Annotated in this window: 14 protein-coding genes and 3 pseudogenes; 6 read left to right on the top strand and 11 right to left on the bottom strand. The window is 34.8% G+C overall.

The features are described 5' to 3' along the window. Positions 1-94: 94 nt before the first annotated feature. From gmk to LA754_RS02815, 4 genes are all read right to left on the bottom strand, one after another. Positions 95-703, bottom strand: coding sequence for a guanylate kinase (gene gmk, locus LA754_RS02830; protein ID WP_077190137.1), 609 nt, complete (start codon positions 701-703; stop codon positions 95-97). Continuing rightward, a complete protein-coding gene (locus LA754_RS02825; protein ID WP_077188063.1) occupies positions 687-2,492 on the bottom strand; it encodes a pentapeptide repeat-containing protein in 1,806 nt (601 codons plus the stop codon). The genes gmk and LA754_RS02825 overlap by 17 nt, the downstream gene beginning before the upstream one ends. Then, positions 2,485-3,678 (bottom strand): ankyrin repeat domain-containing protein, encoded by a 1,194-nt coding sequence (locus tag LA754_RS02820; RefSeq protein ID WP_077188062.1) that lies wholly within the window; start codon positions 3,676-3,678, stop codon positions 2,485-2,487. Before LA754_RS02820 ends, LA754_RS02825 begins: the two co-directional genes overlap by 8 nt. Positions 3,679-3,760: 82 nt before the next feature. Beyond that, positions 3,761-4,120, bottom strand: coding sequence for a transposase (locus LA754_RS02815; RefSeq protein WP_457923713.1), 360 nt, complete (start codon positions 4,118-4,120; stop codon positions 3,761-3,763). A gap of 60 nt (positions 4,121-4,180) precedes the next feature. Between LA754_RS02815 and tnpA (LA754_RS02810) the strand changes: the two genes are divergently transcribed. Then, complete coding sequence (tnpA, locus tag LA754_RS02810; RefSeq protein WP_006279552.1) at positions 4,181-4,618, top strand: IS200/IS605 family transposase; 438 nt, start codon at positions 4,181-4,183, stop codon at positions 4,616-4,618. A gap of 61 nt (positions 4,619-4,679) precedes the next feature. On the opposite strand, the pseudogene LA754_RS02805 reads toward tnpA (LA754_RS02810), so the two are convergent. After that, positions 4,680-5,364 (bottom strand): annotated as a pseudogene (locus tag LA754_RS02805) (IS630 family transposase); the annotation flags it as partial. Between the two features lie 144 nt (positions 5,365-5,508). Here LA754_RS02805 and LA754_RS02800 point away from each other — a divergent pair. Further along, on the top strand, positions 5,509-5,892 hold the full coding sequence (locus LA754_RS02800; protein WP_457923712.1) for a hypothetical protein: 384 nt from the start codon (positions 5,509-5,511) through the stop codon (positions 5,890-5,892). A gap of 42 nt (positions 5,893-5,934) precedes the next feature. On the opposite strand, the gene LA754_RS02795 is transcribed toward LA754_RS02800, so the two are convergent. Next, complete coding sequence (locus LA754_RS02795) at positions 5,935-6,129, bottom strand: hypothetical protein (protein WP_410529736.1); 195 nt, start codon at positions 6,127-6,129, stop codon at positions 5,935-5,937. Further along, positions 6,122-7,216 carry a redox-regulated ATPase YchF gene (ychF, locus tag LA754_RS02790; RefSeq protein WP_077188061.1) on the bottom strand — a complete coding sequence of 365 codons (1,095 nt, stop codon included), beginning with the start codon at positions 7,214-7,216 and terminating at the stop codon, positions 6,122-6,124. Before ychF ends, LA754_RS02795 begins: the two co-directional genes overlap by 8 nt. 117 nt (positions 7,217-7,333) lie before the next feature. Here ychF and LA754_RS02785 point away from each other — a divergent pair, with 117 nt between their 5' ends. The 4 genes and pseudogenes from LA754_RS02785 (at position 7,334) to LA754_RS02770 (ending at position 10,130) form a co-directional block, all read left to right on the top strand. Next, the gene (locus LA754_RS02785) at positions 7,334-7,510 is read left to right on the top strand and encodes a hypothetical protein (protein ID WP_457923711.1); all 177 of its coding nucleotides are present in this window, start codon (positions 7,334-7,336) and stop codon (positions 7,508-7,510) included. Positions 7,511-7,588: 78 nt separating this feature from the next. Continuing rightward, a pseudogene (gene tnpA / locus LA754_RS02780) lies at positions 7,589-8,026 on the top strand (IS200/IS605 family transposase). Between the two features lie 64 nt (positions 8,027-8,090). After that, positions 8,091-8,870: pseudogene (locus tag LA754_RS02775) on the top strand (hypothetical protein); the annotation flags it as partial. An 87-nt stretch (positions 8,871-8,957) separates the two neighbouring features. After that, the gene (locus tag LA754_RS02770; RefSeq protein WP_006279937.1) at positions 8,958-10,130 is read left to right on the top strand and encodes a CCA tRNA nucleotidyltransferase; all 1,173 of its coding nucleotides are present in this window, start codon (positions 8,958-8,960) and stop codon (positions 10,128-10,130) included. On the opposite strand, the gene LA754_RS02765 is transcribed toward LA754_RS02770, so the two are convergent. The 4 genes from LA754_RS02765 to LA754_RS02750 all read right to left on the bottom strand — a co-directional run bounded on the left by LA754_RS02765 (position 10,127) and on the right by LA754_RS02750 (position 17,631). Further along, entirely contained in the window at positions 10,127-10,516 is a 390-nt protein-coding gene (locus LA754_RS02765; protein ID WP_077188059.1) for a hypothetical protein, read from the bottom strand. The two genes, LA754_RS02770 and LA754_RS02765, sit on opposite strands and share 4 nt — an antisense overlap. Before the next feature lie 8 nt (positions 10,517-10,524). Next, complete coding sequence (locus LA754_RS02760) at positions 10,525-11,508, bottom strand: hypothetical protein (RefSeq protein WP_457923710.1); 984 nt, start codon at positions 11,506-11,508, stop codon at positions 10,525-10,527. 58 nt (positions 11,509-11,566) lie between these two features. Beyond that, entirely contained in the window at positions 11,567-12,004 is a 438-nt protein-coding gene (gene tnpA, locus LA754_RS02755; protein WP_006279602.1) for an IS200/IS605 family transposase, read from the bottom strand. A gap of 1,037 nt (positions 12,005-13,041) precedes the next feature. Further along, positions 13,042-17,631 carry a hypothetical protein gene (locus LA754_RS02750; protein ID WP_457923736.1) on the bottom strand — a complete coding sequence of 1,530 codons (4,590 nt, stop codon included), beginning with the start codon at positions 17,629-17,631 and terminating at the stop codon, positions 13,042-13,044. Positions 17,632-17,658: the final 27 nt, after the last annotated feature.

The following is a 17,658-nucleotide window of genomic DNA, read 5'->3' as shown; positions in this document are numbered from 1 at the left end:
ATCTTAAAAAATAATAAATATAGCTAAACTGTGAAACGTGCTATTGGCTAAAATAGGATAAGAAACTATAGCTGCAAATATCCAAATTGATTTTTTATAAATCTTTCAGGCTTGGTTTTTCTTCTGATTTTTTAAGTCTTTCTTTATTTAGTATGGAGCTTATCTCTTCTACACTTTTATCAATATCATCATTGATTATTACATAATCATATTTATCACGTTTGCTTATCTCTTTTTGAGCTTCGGCTAATCTGCGCTCTATTTCGCTTGCATCATCACTATTACGCTTTTGCAAACGCAACCTAAGCTCTTCCATTGAAGGGGGAAGTATAAAAACACTTACAACTTTTTTTCTTATGAGCTTGAATAAGTGAAATGCTCCTTGCCAGTCTATGCTGAGTAAAACGCTTATTCCATTGCTTAAGTTTTGCTCTATAAAATTTCTTGGTATACCATAAAAATTCTCAAAAACTTTGGCGTATTCAAGCATTTGGCCAGCTTTGCATAACTCGTGAAATTTTTCTTCGGTAACGAAAAAATAGTCTTTTCCATTTATTTCGCCGGTGCGAGGCTTGCGCGTAGTCATAGAAACAGACCTAACTAAATTAGTTGATCGCTCAAGTAATTTTGCTGATATAGTAGTTTTTCCAGCTCCAGAAGGGGAGGATAGAACCAATAATACGCCCTCACTTTTTATGGTCATTTTTCTTTGCATTTTTTAACATGGTGCTTTTTGGATCAGAGTTTAAAAAGCTAGAACCTTCTAAATTAGAATTTGATAAGTTGGTGCCAATGAGAGAAGAGTTATCAAAGACAGTATAGCGCAAATCGGTCTTTTCAAAATTTGCCTTATTCAAATTAACGTTTACAAACTTTGCTCTACTTAATGTTGAATTAGAAAAATCGGCATTTTCTAAATTCATATTCTTAAATTCAAAGTAAGAATAATTTACATTAAATTTTTCACCCTGTGATATTTTCTCTTGCAAATCTTTAATCGAAGTTATAGCATTTTCTGAACCTGCAAGTTTTTTCTGTCCTTTATTGTCAATCAAAATTGAATTATCAAATTTGCAACCTGTTAAGTGAGCATCAACAACTGAACTTTTATATATGCTTGAAGAGAGAAAAGACATATCACTAATTGTTGAATTGCTCAAATTGCTAAGAAAAAAGCTAGTTTTCCTAAAGGCATTAGCGTGAAGCAAAGAAGATCTGAAATCGCTTTCAATAAAATTTGAATTAGTTACTTTTAAATTAGACCAGCTTGAATTATCAGCTAATAAATTAAAGAATGTTGAATTTTCTATTTCACTGGAATCAATATTATGGCGAGAAAGTGTACTGTTATAAACTTGAGAGTCTTGGATTTTTATCTTATACATTGAAGTTGTAGAAAGGTCTGAATCTTCTATCTTCGCAGAGGTGAATAGTGAATGGTCAAAAAATGAGCCATTCATGTTAGAATTCGCAACTTTAGTATTATGAAACTTTCCGTGACGAATGTCAGCATTAGAGACATTAACTTGATGCAGTTCACTAAAACTAAAATCAATATTGGATAAATCAGCATCCTGAAGATTTGCTTCAGAAACATATGTATGCTTTATCTTGGAACCATTTAGTATAGATTGAACAAAACTTGAATTATCGTCATTCACATAGGAAATTTGTGTGTTGCTTAAATTAGTTTCGTCGAAGTTACTGTTAATTATGATAGAAGAATTAAGGTAGGCAGCGGAAAGATTGCTACCTGTAAAGTCTGATTCTTTTAACTCTGCACCATATATGTTAGCATTTTTTAATGAAGAAAATTGTATCTTTAATTTATATGCATCCACTCCAAAGAAACTTGCATTATCAAGGTTGTTTTTCTGCATAACAGTATCGTTTATTTCACTATCACTAAAATTTACGTGGCTAACATTCGAGTTTGATAAGTTGGAGAAATTCATTTTCACATTCGAGAAATTAGTATGCAAACCAATTACGTTGTGCATACTCACTTTTTTGAGATCGGAACTGATAAAATCAGCATAACTAACATTAGACTGATCAAATACGATATCTGTTAAGTTTGCAGAAACAAATTTTGTAAAACTCAAATTTGTACCTTTTATTTTAATGCCATGTAAATTAGCATTGGAGAAATTAGCACCACGTAAATCAACATCAATGAAAGACACGTCGGATAAATCGGTGTTAGAAAAATCAGCACCAATCAGACTTACTCCATCAAAAACAGATTTACTTAGGTACAGTTGGTTAAAATTAGCTCCATTTAAGTTAGAACCAAAACCTTTCTTAAAATCTTCTGGCACGCCCTCTTTGTGGCACTGCACCAAAAATTCAGCAAAGTCTTTTTTACTGTAAGATACGTATTTTGCATCACGCAAAGCGTTTAAAAAATCACTAATCTGATTTTTTTCATCATTTGTTTCGTTTCCATAACATAAATGACCAACTAAAATTAATATCAAAAATCTAATCATCTTGCTTATCGCACTGTATTTCTTTCGTTTTCACAGCCCAATCGTACATTGCTGAGCTTTCTTTATTGTCTATTTTTCTATCCTCCAAAAGATGTGGCATCATTTCGGCAATCGCATTTATTATATTGATCTGCTTTTTTTCGATTGCTATATCAATTGGGGATTGAAAATTATTGTTAACTACTCTAAGATCAGCACCTTGTAATAAGAGAAAGCGCACTATGTCTACCTCACCTTGTTTAACTGAATAAATGAGAGGAGTATCACCCAATTTATTTCTAAACCTTAGTATCTCTTGAATTGTTAATCCAATTTTTTCTAGCTTACTTATTACTCCTCTTAAGCAAGTTAAGTTGTTCTTCTTAATGCAGTAAAAAAATTGCTTACTGTAATCATCAATAAACACAGTTGTAGGAAGATGCTCATTAAGGCTATCATATTGTCGTTTATATATTGACTTGCTTTGTATGTCTTTATGACCCCATTCTTTTATTGGTTCTCTGTTTAGCTTTGTCCATTTTTGTAAACTTTTCTTTTCACTTTGCTCTTCTTCATCTTTTTTAGTTATAGGTTTTACTCTATTGCGGTCCTTGGAATTACTGTTTGTTTCTTTCACTTTTTTTTCTTCAGACTGATTCTCTACTTTTTCTTTTTTTCCCTCTAATAATTGACTCGCATCACTTTTTGAAAGTTCATTATCTTTTATATCAATCTTCTGATCAGCTTGTAGATTTTTTTGCGGGTTAGCTGTATTCTCATTTAAATCAGCACTTAAAGGCAAAGGCTCTGGTTTCAAATCTTTATTCACTTCTTTATTGGCCACATTTGGTAAATTTTGAGCAAATTTGTCTGTGCTTCCTTCTAGCTGGTCATTTGGCAAATCTTTATCAATCCTTTCACCTTCACTTATAGTTTTTTCAACCACGAAAGCTTTGTTCTCGTTGTGTTGCAGTTTCTCTTTATCGGTAGTGCCGTCTAATCTTTTGCTCTCAGCCTCTTGTGTTTGTTTAGCATCGACGTTGCTTTTTAACTCATCTTTTTGATTTGTGCTATCTTGCTTCCTTACACCTACATTTTCGTTTTTATGAACTGATTCAATTTTCTTTTCTTCAAATTGCTCTACAGCAAATAGGCTCAGTGATCCGAATACAACAGCTAATAATATAAAATATAAAATATTTTTCATAAATATCCCAAGCATAAGCTTAATTAAAATGATACTATAATCAAATGATTAATCTACAGTAAAAAATGCCTTATACCAATTCTCATTGTTGTCCAGTCAAATAGGAAACATTGCAGAGTTGTTTAGTTGTGGAGCTGGCAAGAGAAGTAATAAATTTGCACAAAGCACCCTCAAGTAGAGCAATTGTATCGTATATTTTGTTGCGCAAAATGTTCTGTTTTATATATAACCAAAGCCTCTCAACAGGATTTAGCTCAGGTGAGTATGGAGGTAGGTATATAATGTCGATATTTTTAGGTACCTTTAAATTTTTTGACCTATGCCAACTAGCACAGTCCATAACGAGAAAAGCCTCTCGTGTTTCTAGATATTGCGAAATTTGCTCAAGAAATATGTTCATGCAATCAGTGTTGACTTTCCATAAGATGGTACAAGCCTCCACCTTCTAGGTGGAGAAACTTTAGTTTGTCAATGTCATAACTGTACTTTACAAAGTATAGTTATGACGGAATATGACAAAGGAAAACACACTGTATTTTATCATAGGTACCATATAGTCTGGATTACAAAATATCGGTACAGAGTATTAACTAAGGCTATGAAGGAGAGAATACGAACAATCATAGCAGAAGTATCTGAAGAAATGGGGATTAAGATAGAAAACGGAGTAATATCATCAGATCATTTACATTTATTCGTAGTAATACCTCCTCATATAGCTGTGAGTGATTTTGTTCAAAGAGCCAAAGGCAGGTCTTCACGCAAAGTTCAACAAGAATTTCCAGAGCTAAATAAAATGTACTGGGGAAAGCGTTTTTGGGGAAGAGGATACTTTAGTGCTACCAGCGGACATATCACAGATGAAGTCATTAATGAGTACATCAATAAACATACAGATGCACATCAGCCTCATTCTATATCTAGTATAAGATTGGAGTAGCTTCAGCTTCTCATCGCGCTTCCAGCGCTATATCCAACCTTTCGGCTCTCAGCCGATAGTGGTTGAGATTCGGTGCAAATAAGCTAGAACTCTCTCCATTTCTAGGATTAACTGCACTATAGAGATAGAAATTTTGCCTACCTAATTTTGTTTTAACCTGTGTTCTAATCCCCTTTTTAAACCACCCATGTCCAACTTTTGAATGTGTGCCAAACCGTGATTCATCAAAGAAAAATAGCTCTTTTTCTGGATACTTGCTAATAGCTCAATTGAGATTTTTTTTTGAATTCCTCTTGTTTGCTTTTATCTTGTCCATTATGAACTGGTCTTGGTGTAATATATGAGAATTTCATCTTTTGCATATGGCGGTGTACTGTAGATTTGCTGATATTTAATCCGAACTTTTCCTGGATTCTTATTCTCATTTCTTTAATGGTGATATTAGGATTTTCTTCTATCCACTCTTCAATTTGCTGTAGTTGAGCCTGATTTAATTTAGTTTTTCTACGACGTTGTGAAGGAGCAAACAGTTTTTCTTCTCTGCCAATTTTCAAGAGTTTTACCCACGAAGTTAGTGCGCTTCTTGAAATGCAATATATTTTTGCTACAGCCGTTATACTGTACTTTTTTGCTGCAATTACAGCATTTAGTTTTTTTGAAACATATGCATTATTCCTTACTTTCTTCAGCATTTCTTTTGCTGATTCTACTACTTTTTCATCCAATAATTTTGATCTTAATGCCATTTAAACCTCGCTATTTTACTTACTTCAGTATGGCTTTTCTTCCATCATTGTCCATCTGTTTGCCCTGTAATGGGAATTGGTATTAGGATTTAATTTATAAAAAAACAATAGATTTTTTGTATCTGTTCAGGGGCATCGCAAATATTGAAGCAAAGTGGTCAGTGCTTACTGTACGAACATTGTGATTTGAGAGCAATCTCCGCTAGGGAGGATGTCATCCCAGTGCTCCTTTCTCGTCATCCCAGTGCCCAGACACTGGGATCCAGAAAAAAGAATGGTGTCATGCAAGTAGCCTCCTTCTCCTGTCATCCCAGTGCCCAGACTACTTGGATCCAGAAAAGTTTGCTTGTAAGCAAGCAAACTAGCATAGAAAGTGGTTACAACATTTTCGATGAGATTATATGGAAAACTGGATCCCAGTGTCTGGGCACTGGGATGACAAAGGAGGACGTTATTCCAGTGCCAAGCATTGACCATTTGCTGTGCAATTTACCTTCAAAAATGAATGTTCGTACAGCTATGGAATGAATCGCGGTATGACGTAGGACTGCTGTCATTCCAGTCTGGAATCTAGTCTTTACTGGGGAGAAGAAACTCTCCTTCTACAGTGTATCCGTTTAGGGGAGGTATCTGTTCAGATGTATGGCTAATGTACAAATATTGAAACAAAAACTCCAGTGCTCCCTTTCTTGTCATCCCAGTGCCCAGACACTGGGATCCAGAAAACTTAACTTTAAATAAGTGGCTGCATAATAAACTACACATTAAACCTAAAGTGCATTATATCACCATCTTGCACGATGTAATCTCTGCCTTCAAAGCGAATTTTTCCTGCGTCTTTGCAAGCTGATTCACTTCCATACTTTATGTAGTCTGCAAAGCTTATTGTCTCTGCTTTTATAAAGCCTTTCTCAAAATCAGTGTGGATTACACCTGCTGCTTTATCGGCTGTTGACCCTATTTTTACTGGCCATGCCCGTGCTTCTTTGGGGCCCACAGTAAAGAAAGTTATCATACTCAGCACTTCATACATAATACGCGCTACTCCATCAAGGCCTGATTCTTGTAAGCCAAATTCTGATAAAAAACTCTGTTTTTCCTCTTCACTATCAAGATTTGCAATATCTGCTTCGAGTTTTGCTGAAATGCAATAAAATTTGCTTTTATTTTCCTCCGCCATCCTCTCTACCTTTTTAGATAATTCATTGCCAGTTATAACATTTGTATCTGCAACATTGCAAACGTACATAACGGGCTTTGTTGTCAGCAATTGAAGCAACTTCATCTCATCTTCATTGATATTCTCCAAGCTTCTTGCAGGTTTACCTAATTTTAAAGTAGCTAATACCTCTTGCATTAATTCAAGTTGTCTTTTTAGCTCTTTATCACCTTGCTTTGCTTTCTTTTCCAATTGAGGAAGCCTTTTTTCTATGCTATCAATATCAGCTAGGATTAATTCCATTTCTACCACTTCAGCATCTGATATTGGATCTATTTTACTGTGTATATGGCTGATATCGTCATCCGTAAAGCACCTGAGCAGATGAACGATGGCATCAACTTCTCTGATATGGCTTAAAAATTTATTGCCAAGCCCTTCGCCTTTGCTCGCACCCTTTACCAGACCTGCAATATCTACAACTTCTAATTGGTTGTAGATTACCTTCTCTGAGCCTGCAATTGCTGCGATTTGTTTCAAACGTTGATCTTTTATCGAAATCTTGCCTATATTTGGCTCGATTGTGCAAAAAGGATAATTTGCAGCTTCGGCTGCACTTGACTCTGTAAGCGCATTAAATAAGGTTGATTTTCCTATGTTTGGTAACCCAACTATACCGCAGTTAAAACTCATATTTGCTATGTAAAATTATAACTATTGCATAATTTAAAAATTTCTGCTATACTTAATTAGTCGCTTATTGATAATTTTGTTGGTATAGTAATATATAGCTTAAATTAAGGTAAAACTATGACTACAGCTAAGAAACGGAAACTACCAAGTGACTTTCATGATGTTGAGGTTGGAATAAAAAGGCCCAGGATCTCAGGGCAAGAAATAACTCTTTTAAATAGTAACCCTTACCCTGACAATTTCTATGTAGGACAAGCAATTGGTAATGGAAGCTGCTTTTTTGACTTTCCATAGGATGGTACAAGCCTCCACCTTCTAGGTGGAGAAACTTTAGTTTGTCAATGTCATAACTGTACTTTATAAAGTATAGTTATGACGGAATATGACAAAGGAAAACACACTGTATTTTATCATAGGTACCATATAGTCTGGATTACAAAATATCGGTACAGAGTATTAACTAAGGCTATGAAGGAGAGAATACGAACAATCATAGCAGAAGTATCTGAAGAAATGGGGATTAAGATAGAAAACGGAGTAATATCATCAGATCATTTACATTTATTCGTAGTAATACCTCCTCATATAGCTGTGAGTGATTTTGTTCAAAGAGCCAAAGGCAGGTCTTCACGCAAAGTTCAACAAGAATTTCCAGAGCTAAATAAAATGTACTGGGGAAAGCGTTTTTAGGGAAGAGGATACTTTAGTGCTACCAGCGGACATATCACAGATGAAGTCATTAATGAGTACATCAATAAACATACAGATGCACATCAGCCTCATTCTATATCTAGTATAAGATTGGAGTAGCTTCAGCTTCTCATCGCGCTTCCAGCGCTATATCCAACCTTTCGGCTCTCAGCCGATAGTGGTTGAGTCGTTCAGGCAAAGTCTAGAACAACAGACAGGAGAGCAAGTTACTGTCGAAAAATTAAGAAATGATTGTAGGGAATTTGCGCAAAAGAATCCACCAAAGTGGTTTACAAATGCAATTGTCAATAGTCATGATAACAATGGCCAGCACCGTAGTGAAACTGTAGATGATTATACAGCAGACATTATGCGTAACAGTAGGTGGGGTGATCCTGACGTTGAAGGCAGAATACTTTGTGAAAAGTATAAGGTAAAGCTACATGTTATAGAGAACCGGACTGTTGATAACCAAGATCTGTCTTTGCATGAATTAATAGACAATTCAGGTTCAAAAAGTGCAGGTGAATACAATAAAGTTGATTATGATGATAGTAGTATTGTGCATATAATAAACAAAGGCGGATTGCATTTCGAACCATTGCTTGATAGAAATAAAAGTTTAGCAAAACAACTGCAAGAGGAAACCAAACTTAAACAAGAGCAAGAACAAGAAGATTTCCTATTAGCAAAAAAACTGCAGCTAGACGAGATCTTAGAATATTGTAACCTTTCAAAGGATATCTCTGAGAGAGCAGAGTTTGAAAAGGGATTTGATAAGTTATTGGCAGAAAATGCTGATGGAAAAATTGGTGATGTTGTAGGGCAGTGCGTTAGTGATATAAAGCAGCGCATAGAGCGCTCTGAGAAGCAAAACCCTTCAAGCTCACCAAGATGTAGTATGGAGGAATCAAGAACAGAAAAAACATTTCATCAACAACAAATATCACAATTGGAAGTGTAAAATAAATCTTCATAGCTCTGTATATTTTTATATAGGGCTTTTGCAAGCATTTCATATAATATGAACTTGCAGTACGTACTAACCTAAATGCAAGTTGACCATGAGACTAGTTTAATTATTGATGCCATAGAGGAATTTGGCGGTGAGGCTAGGCTTGTCGGCGGATGTGTGAGAGACTCAATTTTGCAGCGTGATGTTCACGACATCGATTTAGCTACTAATTTGCTTCCCAATCAAACGATTAAAGCGCTAAAACTCCGTAATATAAAAACTATTCCAACTGGCTTAAAACATGGAACTATCACTGCGGTTCTAAATCAAAGATCTTTTGAGATCACAACACTAAGGCATGATGTGAAATGTGATGGTAGGCATGCAAAAGTAGAATTTACCAATAATTGGCAAGCGGATGCTTCAAGGCGCGACTTTACATTTAATGCTCTGTATGCAGATAAGCATGGCCATATATATGACTACTTTGGTGGTATAGAGGACTTAAAAGCGCGAAGGTTAAACTTTATAGGCAACGCTGAAGATAGAATTAAAGAAGACTATCTACGTATTTTAAGAGCATTTCGTTTTCATGCAAAAATATGTGCCGGAGATTTGAGTGATGAAATACTAAGCGTATGCAAAAAGCATTCGCATATGATTCAAAACCTCTCTGGAGAGAGAATAAGAGATGAAATACTTAAATTGCTGGAGTGCAATGATCCTTTTCCAACACTTAAGAGCATGCAAGAATCTGATGTTTTGCAAAAGATTATCCCAAAAGAAGTAAAATGCGAAATTCTGTCTTCGTCACTTCTTTTGGGCACTGATGCACTAGTAAAATTAGCGTTACTTCTTAGGACCACCAAAAATGACAGGCTAAGTCTTGGAGAATATGTAAGCAAATTTTTACGTCTTTCGAACAAGCAAAAGAAAAAGCTGCTATTTTTACTATCCAACGATATCAAAACAGAGCTTTCGGAAAAAGAGCAAAAAAAGTACATATCTTTATTTGGTAGAGAACTATATTGTGATTTAATAAAAATTTGTGGTGTTGAGTCTGGAGAAAATATTGACAAATACATTTCATTTGCTAATACATTCAATATTCCAAAATTTCCTTTATCTGGCGATGATTTAATAAGTATAGGTCACCAGCCAGGAAAAAGTTTAGGTAAAAACTTAGAATTGCTAAAACAACATTGGGAAGACAGCTCCTATACTTTAACAAAAGAGGAGCTGGTGCTTTATGCTAAGAGCCTACTTTAACTTGCTTTCCGACTGTTCAATGAATGTATGCTTACAGTATTAGTGTGACTCATCGAGGAATTAGGTGTGTATTCTTTTTTAGCTTTTTCTGTTAATTGGTATTCGTTTACTCCTCCTTGAGTTTGATTACACATTCCCTGATCTGTAGATAAAAATTTATCTCTTATGCTTGATGTCAGTTGTAACTCTTGAATCTTATCTAAAAAAAATCTCATTCTAGCTTCTACTAGCTCTTTCACAACAATTTCTTTAAGTAATTCTACTGAGTCGTTATTATTATTATTCTTGCTATTAAAGCTGTGCAAGATAGAGTCTACAATCTTATTTACCCCTTCTTGTTTGTTAAATTCTAATTTTTTTACGCATTTTCTAACAGAAGGTGACAACTTGGCTTTTAAGCGGATTGTTTCAAATTACTTTCTAATAATTCAAGCAGCTTACTGCTTTCAAATTTGCCATCATCTTGATTTGATAGAGACTTTATAGTTTCATTAAGCACGTTATGGCAAAAGTGTTTCTCTTTAAATTCAGGAAAACCTTTTTTTAACTCCTCGTTTTTCCCAGATAAAAAGTTATTGAGACCCTTATCCCTAGAAAGCTTATTAGCCAATTGACCTTCTTTTGCTTCCTGTAGTTTCTTAGTGTCAGCTTTCAATTGACCTTCTAAATCAATCTCCAATTGTTGTTTAGATTCTTGAACACTTTGTAATTGCTTCCCCAAGTTCTCCATTTCACCCAATTGAGCAGTCAATGTATTCACACTTAATCGTAGAGCTTTGTCTTCATGACCTAAGTCACTGACTTTATTTTCTAATTCAGTATTTTTGTCTTTAGCCTGACACAATTTATCAGTCTGTGATTTAAGTAAAGCCACTAATTTGCTAGCTTGCCATTGTTGATTCAATTCAATTAATTTATCCTCCTTGTCCTTTAACCTACTCTTAAGTTCTATTATTTGTGCTTGCAGACTTTCATTATCTTTCCTAGTAGCTTCAATTTCTTCTCCTTGCTCTCTTATTATCATGTATTGATCAAATATAGTTTTCTGTTGTTCATCAACTTTATCCTGCATTGCTTTTTTATCTTGTTTGTATTTGGTTAGTTCATCTTCTCGTTCGCCTGCATCTTCTGTAAGTCCCTTATAACTCTTTTCAAGTCCTTCAATTGCAGATCGTAATTCTCTATTTTCTTCTTTTAAGGAAGCATTTTGTAAACGTTCAAGTTCTAATTCCTGATTTATGCCCTCCAGCTGTTCTTCTAATGCTTCATCATCTTCCTCTGTTATCAATGCTACTCCATCAGTCTGAACCCCTCCATCTTTGTTTATCACTACACTTTGGCTCTCTTTCTCTACAACTTCAGGTTTTAACTCAACCACTATCGGCTGAGAGCCGAAAGGTTGGATATAGCGCTGGAAGCGCGATGAGAAGCTAAAGCTACTCCAATCTTATACTAGATATAGAATGAGGCTGATGTGCATCTGTATGTTTATTGATGTACTCATTAATGACTTCATCTGTGATATGTCCGCTGGTAGCACTAAAGTATCCTCTTCCCCAAAAACGCTTTCCCCAGTACATTTTATTTAGCTCTGGAAATTCTTGTTGAACTTTGCGTGAAGACCTGCCTTTGGCTCTTTGAACAAAATCACTCACAGCTATATGAGGAGGTATTACTACGAATAAATGTAAATGATCTGATGATATTACTCCGTTTTCTATCTTAATCCCCATTTCTTCAGATACTTCTGCTATGATTGTTCGTACTCTCTCCTTCATAGCCTTAGTTAATACTCTGTACCGATATTTTGTAATCCAGACTATATGGTACCTATGATAAAATACAGTGTGTTTTCCTTTGTCATATTCCGTCATAACTATACTTTGTAAAGTACAGTTATGACATTGACAAACTAAAGTTTCTCCACCTAGAAGGTGGAGGCTTGTACCATCTTATGGAAAGTCAAAATTAGTGGAGAATGCTGAGCCCTGCAGCGTTAAAAAAGATAGAATTGTTTACCTTGTCAAATTTGTAAAAAAGATCGCATCTTTGTGAGAACAAGCTACGTAAAAGTAGGGTTATGAAAATAGAAGATTTAAATTATTTCCATAAGCTTAGGCAAAACAGTTCGTATGTAGATATGGATGAAATGTGCTAATATAGTTGATTTCAGCGTATAATAAATTACCATATTAAAAAGTTCGTATGTATCGTGTGGTAGACCATCCCATCCCAAAACAAAAAGCTCTCTCCGCCCTTGGTTTTGAACGCTGGAAATGGTTATTTTATTTAAGTTATTAGTAAAATGCATTAATAAACCAACATTACTCCACTTGCAAATGTATAGAATGCAATTCTTTTTATTAACACTTGTATAGAAATATTCCAAACTTCCCTATAACTTTTTCTGGCTAAGGTTACTTCTTGATTTCTTTCTACTTCCTTTGCAGACATGCTCTAAACATTGGATTGTTAAACGCTTGGCTTTCGAATTTTAGAAGTATGAGAAAAAATTATGAGCATTTTACTCTTACCTCAAAGACCAATATCTTCCTTTAATATGATCACCATTATGCTTCACAAATAGTTCGTTTTGAAGCTTGAAGACATATTCTAAGTATGTATAAAACCAATTTATAGCTCTTTATAATACTCCGAACGAGATAAGGCATGTGTTTATTGTTATATATAGGCCAGTAGCGTATTATGATCTGTTTGGACTATTGTAAAAAGAGCTATACTTATCAACATATACACTGACTATAATTTATATACCTCTACACATGGTGCAAATAGAAAGTATTTTTTATTTCACAACACAACTTAAGATTCAATTTTTATAATTTTCTTGTTGAACTATAAGACGGCATCTTTCTGTAGATGAAATTTTACAACTTCAAAAAGAAACAGATTAATACCTTTGTGACTCTTTCGGTTGACTATTTATTGTTACACTACTCAAATAATGATTAGGATTATCATCTGCTCTGCTATTATTCTCTGACAGTTGGCTTTTCTGACTAATTACAGCAGTCAAAAGATATTCTATTAGTTGCTTCATAGAAGACTTAAGTGCTGGGCTACGTTGATGTTCTGCTTCTTTAACTTCTCGATTTGAACCTTCAAAAGGAATTGCTTTGGTTGCTTGTACTATCTCTTTCACATTTTTGCTATTTTGTAAGTTATCAAGGTATTCTCCAGCTGTTATACTTACTTCTTTTTTATCTAAATAATCAAGAAATTTTTCGCTATTTAACTGCATATCAGCATTAATAAGCAATGGCACGCTACCTTTGACATTAAATTTAGTTCCAAAGTCATATAATTGCACTCTGGATACTTCTTGACCATTAACTTTAATAAGACCAAGCTCTTTATCCTGTTCTGCAAGAAGTTGTCGTTCTGTTTTAATTTCTCTTGTTAAGGTTTGCTTATCTTTATCAGCTAATAGGTCATTAGCTTGATTAACATTAAAGTTTTCAATGAAAAAGCCTTTTTCTCCCATTTTATAGCCAGCAAATCCTATTCCTTTTTCCACAACCTGCATAAGCTGATCAACACTTTTTAGCTCAGAAATAAATGCCGCATTGCTATCAAAATACGCGTAATTATCACCTATTCTGTAAATGGCTACAACATGGTTACTTGTTACTAAATGAAGAGCAAAATCATCATTAATTCCAGCTATGTAATTTGATAAATCACTAAGCATTCTACAACTCCTACTATGAGTTAAACTTGAATGTAAAGTACTTGTAACACAATCTACCTGCTCTTCAAAATTACTAAGCAGTTTACTAAAAGTAAAAGCCTCTTTTTCTTCCCTTTTAGATATCTGTTTACCTTGAGCTATACGCTCATAAATTTCAGATGAAGTTTTTAGATTATTTAAAAGTGATTTGCCTTTGTGTAAAGATAAAGCTTGAGATAAACTACGAGTAATTGCTACACATTTACCATTAACATTAACTCCTCGCTTTTCAAAAGAAGGCAAATAAAGACCTTGTTTCACTAATTCAATAGATGCATTTGGAAAGCTGCTAGATACAAACTGTAAAAGTGCTGCTTGTTGCTCTTCATCGAAGTGTAATGACTGTATACTAGGGGATGTTAATTTTAAGTACTCTAATAGTAAGCGCCTGACCCTAGGATTACCCTGACTGTTTATAATAAAAGACATGACACTCTTAGGATCCCTACCAGCATCAGCCTCAAAGTCTTTAATTTCCCTTGAGATATCTCTTCTCAGACCTTGAAAGTACCCCTCATTTCTAAGACTTTTTTCATCAACTATATTATTCAGGCCCGGAACATTTAATGTAAGAGAATTACGCATTTCATCTAACACACCTCTAACTTGGTTTCCAAGATTGTTATTTCGTTTTAAAACTTCATCCATATCTCTAGCATTTTCCAATGCCCAGAAGCCACAATTATGTCCATCTCTTTCTCCTTGTTGTACTAACCGACTCCCTTGCTGATCAATAAGGACATTACGGAGAGTAATACCATTATCTTCTAAAGCTCGTTTGATACCATGCGGAACATCATTACTAAGCGAGTCAGCATAGTACCCAATATCATTCCCATTTTGGTGATCAATCACTAATGTGACCCAATGATCACCATTTAAATTAACAATTAAAATCGACCTTCGAGGTCCTACACCTCCCTCATCTCGAAAATTTTCAATATGAGTTCTCAAAAAGCCGACCTGACCATTTTCAATACTCATAATACGAAACCGCATTTCATTCCCAACTAGGAAATTATATCTTTGTGCCCTTGCAACATAATCAATATCATGTTTTTGAAGGGAGTACCTATAAAATTGATTATTGGTTGCAAAACCTAGTGTAATTAGATGATTGACATCTTGTATGGTATTAAGATCTCCAAGAACCTCTTCTATTCGTTGTAATATTTCTTTTCCACAATCAGGACTTTCATCTCCTGCAGAATCACTAACGTGAACTCCTTGTTCCAACAAGCATTCCCTTATGGGAACATCTAAATCTCCTCGACTCTTTGTTCTTAAAATAATTTTTTTCAACTCAATAAGACGACTTCCAAGTTTAGAAAGGATGAGCAAAGTCTTTTCCTCCATAGAGACTTCTGATAAATCAAGTAATTCAAGCTTTATAAGATGACAGCCGATAGCTGTTGCAGCTTGAACATTAATGCTGCAGTTATTTGATAAAACCATTTTTCTAAGCCCTTTTAACTCACCATTAGCTAAACTAAGCATTCCCCTATGACAAATATCATTACCTCTTAAATAAAGTTCCTTCAGCTGTGGTAAAGGAGCCAAGGACAATCTAATTGCACCTTGGTCACCAATAAGGTTGTCATTCAAATTAAGTACTGTAAGCCCTTGTAAAGCATTATGAGCTGAAACTATTACAGATAAGCCCTCTAGAAGCATGTTGCAATTTGCTAGCTTTATAAGAGAAAAGGATTCATCACCTACTTCTCTATTTGACAAAACATCAGATAAAAAGGAAGTTTTCAAACTTCGATTGCTTAAATCTAGTTGACACCCTTTGCTTTTTCTTGTTGTAGAAGATTCACGAGTACTGTCTGAAAAGCTTGATTGCTCAGAACTCTCGGAAGTTCCATTGTGTTTCCTTTTCTTTCTTGTAGAAGATTCACGAGTACTGTCTGAAAGGCTTGATTGATCAGAACTGTAGTAAGTTTCATCGTGTTTCCTTTTCTTTCTTGTAGAAGATTCACGAGTACTGTCTGAAAGGCTTGATTGATCAGAACTGTAGTAAGTTTCATCGTGTTTCCTTTTCTTTCTTGTAGAAGATTCACGAGTACTGTCTGAAAGGCTTGATTGATCAGAACTGTAGTAAGTTTCATCGTGTTTCCTTTTCTTTCCTGTAGAAGATTTATTAGTACTGTCTGAAAGGTTTGATCTACTAGGAATGACGTACATTTCACTAATAGGAGATGAGCTAGATAAAGTAGGTTGAAAGGTATTACTTGCAGAATCCGACAATGATTTATTAGCACTTTCAGTATCTGTAACCATCAACGTGGGTACCCTAGCGGGCTGAGGTTGCTCATATGGAGAAGAACTTGCACTTGTATTTTTAGGTACGCAGAACTTATGCTTTCCATCAGAAACCTCTACCTCGAAGTCAACAACTTTCGCAACTAATAAACTTTCAGGAATTTTCAACAAATCTCCCTCATTAATATTGTTATGAGCTAAATTATAGTAAACGACGCGTACGAGAGTACCTTGAACTAAAGACAATAGTCCTGTTACACTAATCAAGTTACAGCTTAAATCAAGGGAAGTAAGGTTTGTAAATTCAGCTTTAGCTAAAGCTCCTGGACCCATATCATTGATAATGTTGTTGCTTAAATTAAGGGAGGTAAGGTTTTTAAATTTAGCTTTAGCTAAAGCTTCTACACCCACATAATTGATAATGTTGTTGCTTAAATTAAGGGAGGTAAGGTTCGTAAATTTAGCTTTAGCTAAAGCTTCTACACCTGCATTATAAAGAGTGTTGCCCGCTAAATTAAGGAAAGTAAGCTTTTTAAGATTACCTTCAGCCAAACTTTTTGCACCTAAATAACCAATACTATTGTGGCCTAAATCAAGGGAAGTAAGGTCTGTAAATTTAGCTTCAGCGAGATATAGAATACCTCCATCACTAACAGTGTTATTGCTTAAATCAAGGGAAGTAAGGTTTTTGCATTTAGCTTTAGTTAAATCCTTCATACCAAGATCATCAATACTGTTATCACTGAAAGAAAGCGAGACAAGATTTGAAAACTCACTTTGAGAAAAAAGTTTCAGATCAGCTCCATCAATATTGTTCTTTGACAGAATAAGCGTCTTGATATTCCTAGACATCGTTGAGGCGATAATCTCCATACCTGAGCAGCGAATATTGTTGCCGCTTAAATCAAGCAGCGCAATTTTATTCAATTTTATACAACGGAACTTCTCTATTTGACAGCCGCTAATTTCATTATTCGCCAAATAAAGTTCCTTGAGAGATTGAAAATTACCTTTAAGTACAGCAACCAGACCACGCACACCAATCTTGTTGCCGCTTAAGTTAAGCAACTCAAGGTGTGCAAAACCATCTTCCGCCAGAGTACTTACAGCATCATCATTGAGACGATTGTTTTGTAAATAAAGTCGTTTAAGACTTTGAAGATTATCTTTACTGAAAGATTTTATATCCTTTTGATTTAAATCGTTAGAACTTAAATCAAGATGAAGGAGATTTTGCAGTTTACTGCAAGTCAAGGCACGAATGCCCACACTACTGAACGAACTACCACTTAAGCTGATGTACTTAAGGTGTATAAGATCAGCCTGAGCTAAAGTTTCCAAGCCCTTGTCATCAATACAATTAAACAACGAGATTCCAGTAACTTGTTTGTTCTCTCTGAGAAAAGTTACCAAATCATCCATCTTCACAGATTCATCCTTAATTTTAAGGAGACTATGTTCTAATAAATATTCAGCGTAATTCACCAAAAAATCTCCTCAAATTCCATACTT

This window comes from Wolbachia endosymbiont of Muscidifurax uniraptor, from assembly GCF_054149795.1.
This window is presented reverse-complemented; position numbering and strand designations above follow the sequence as displayed.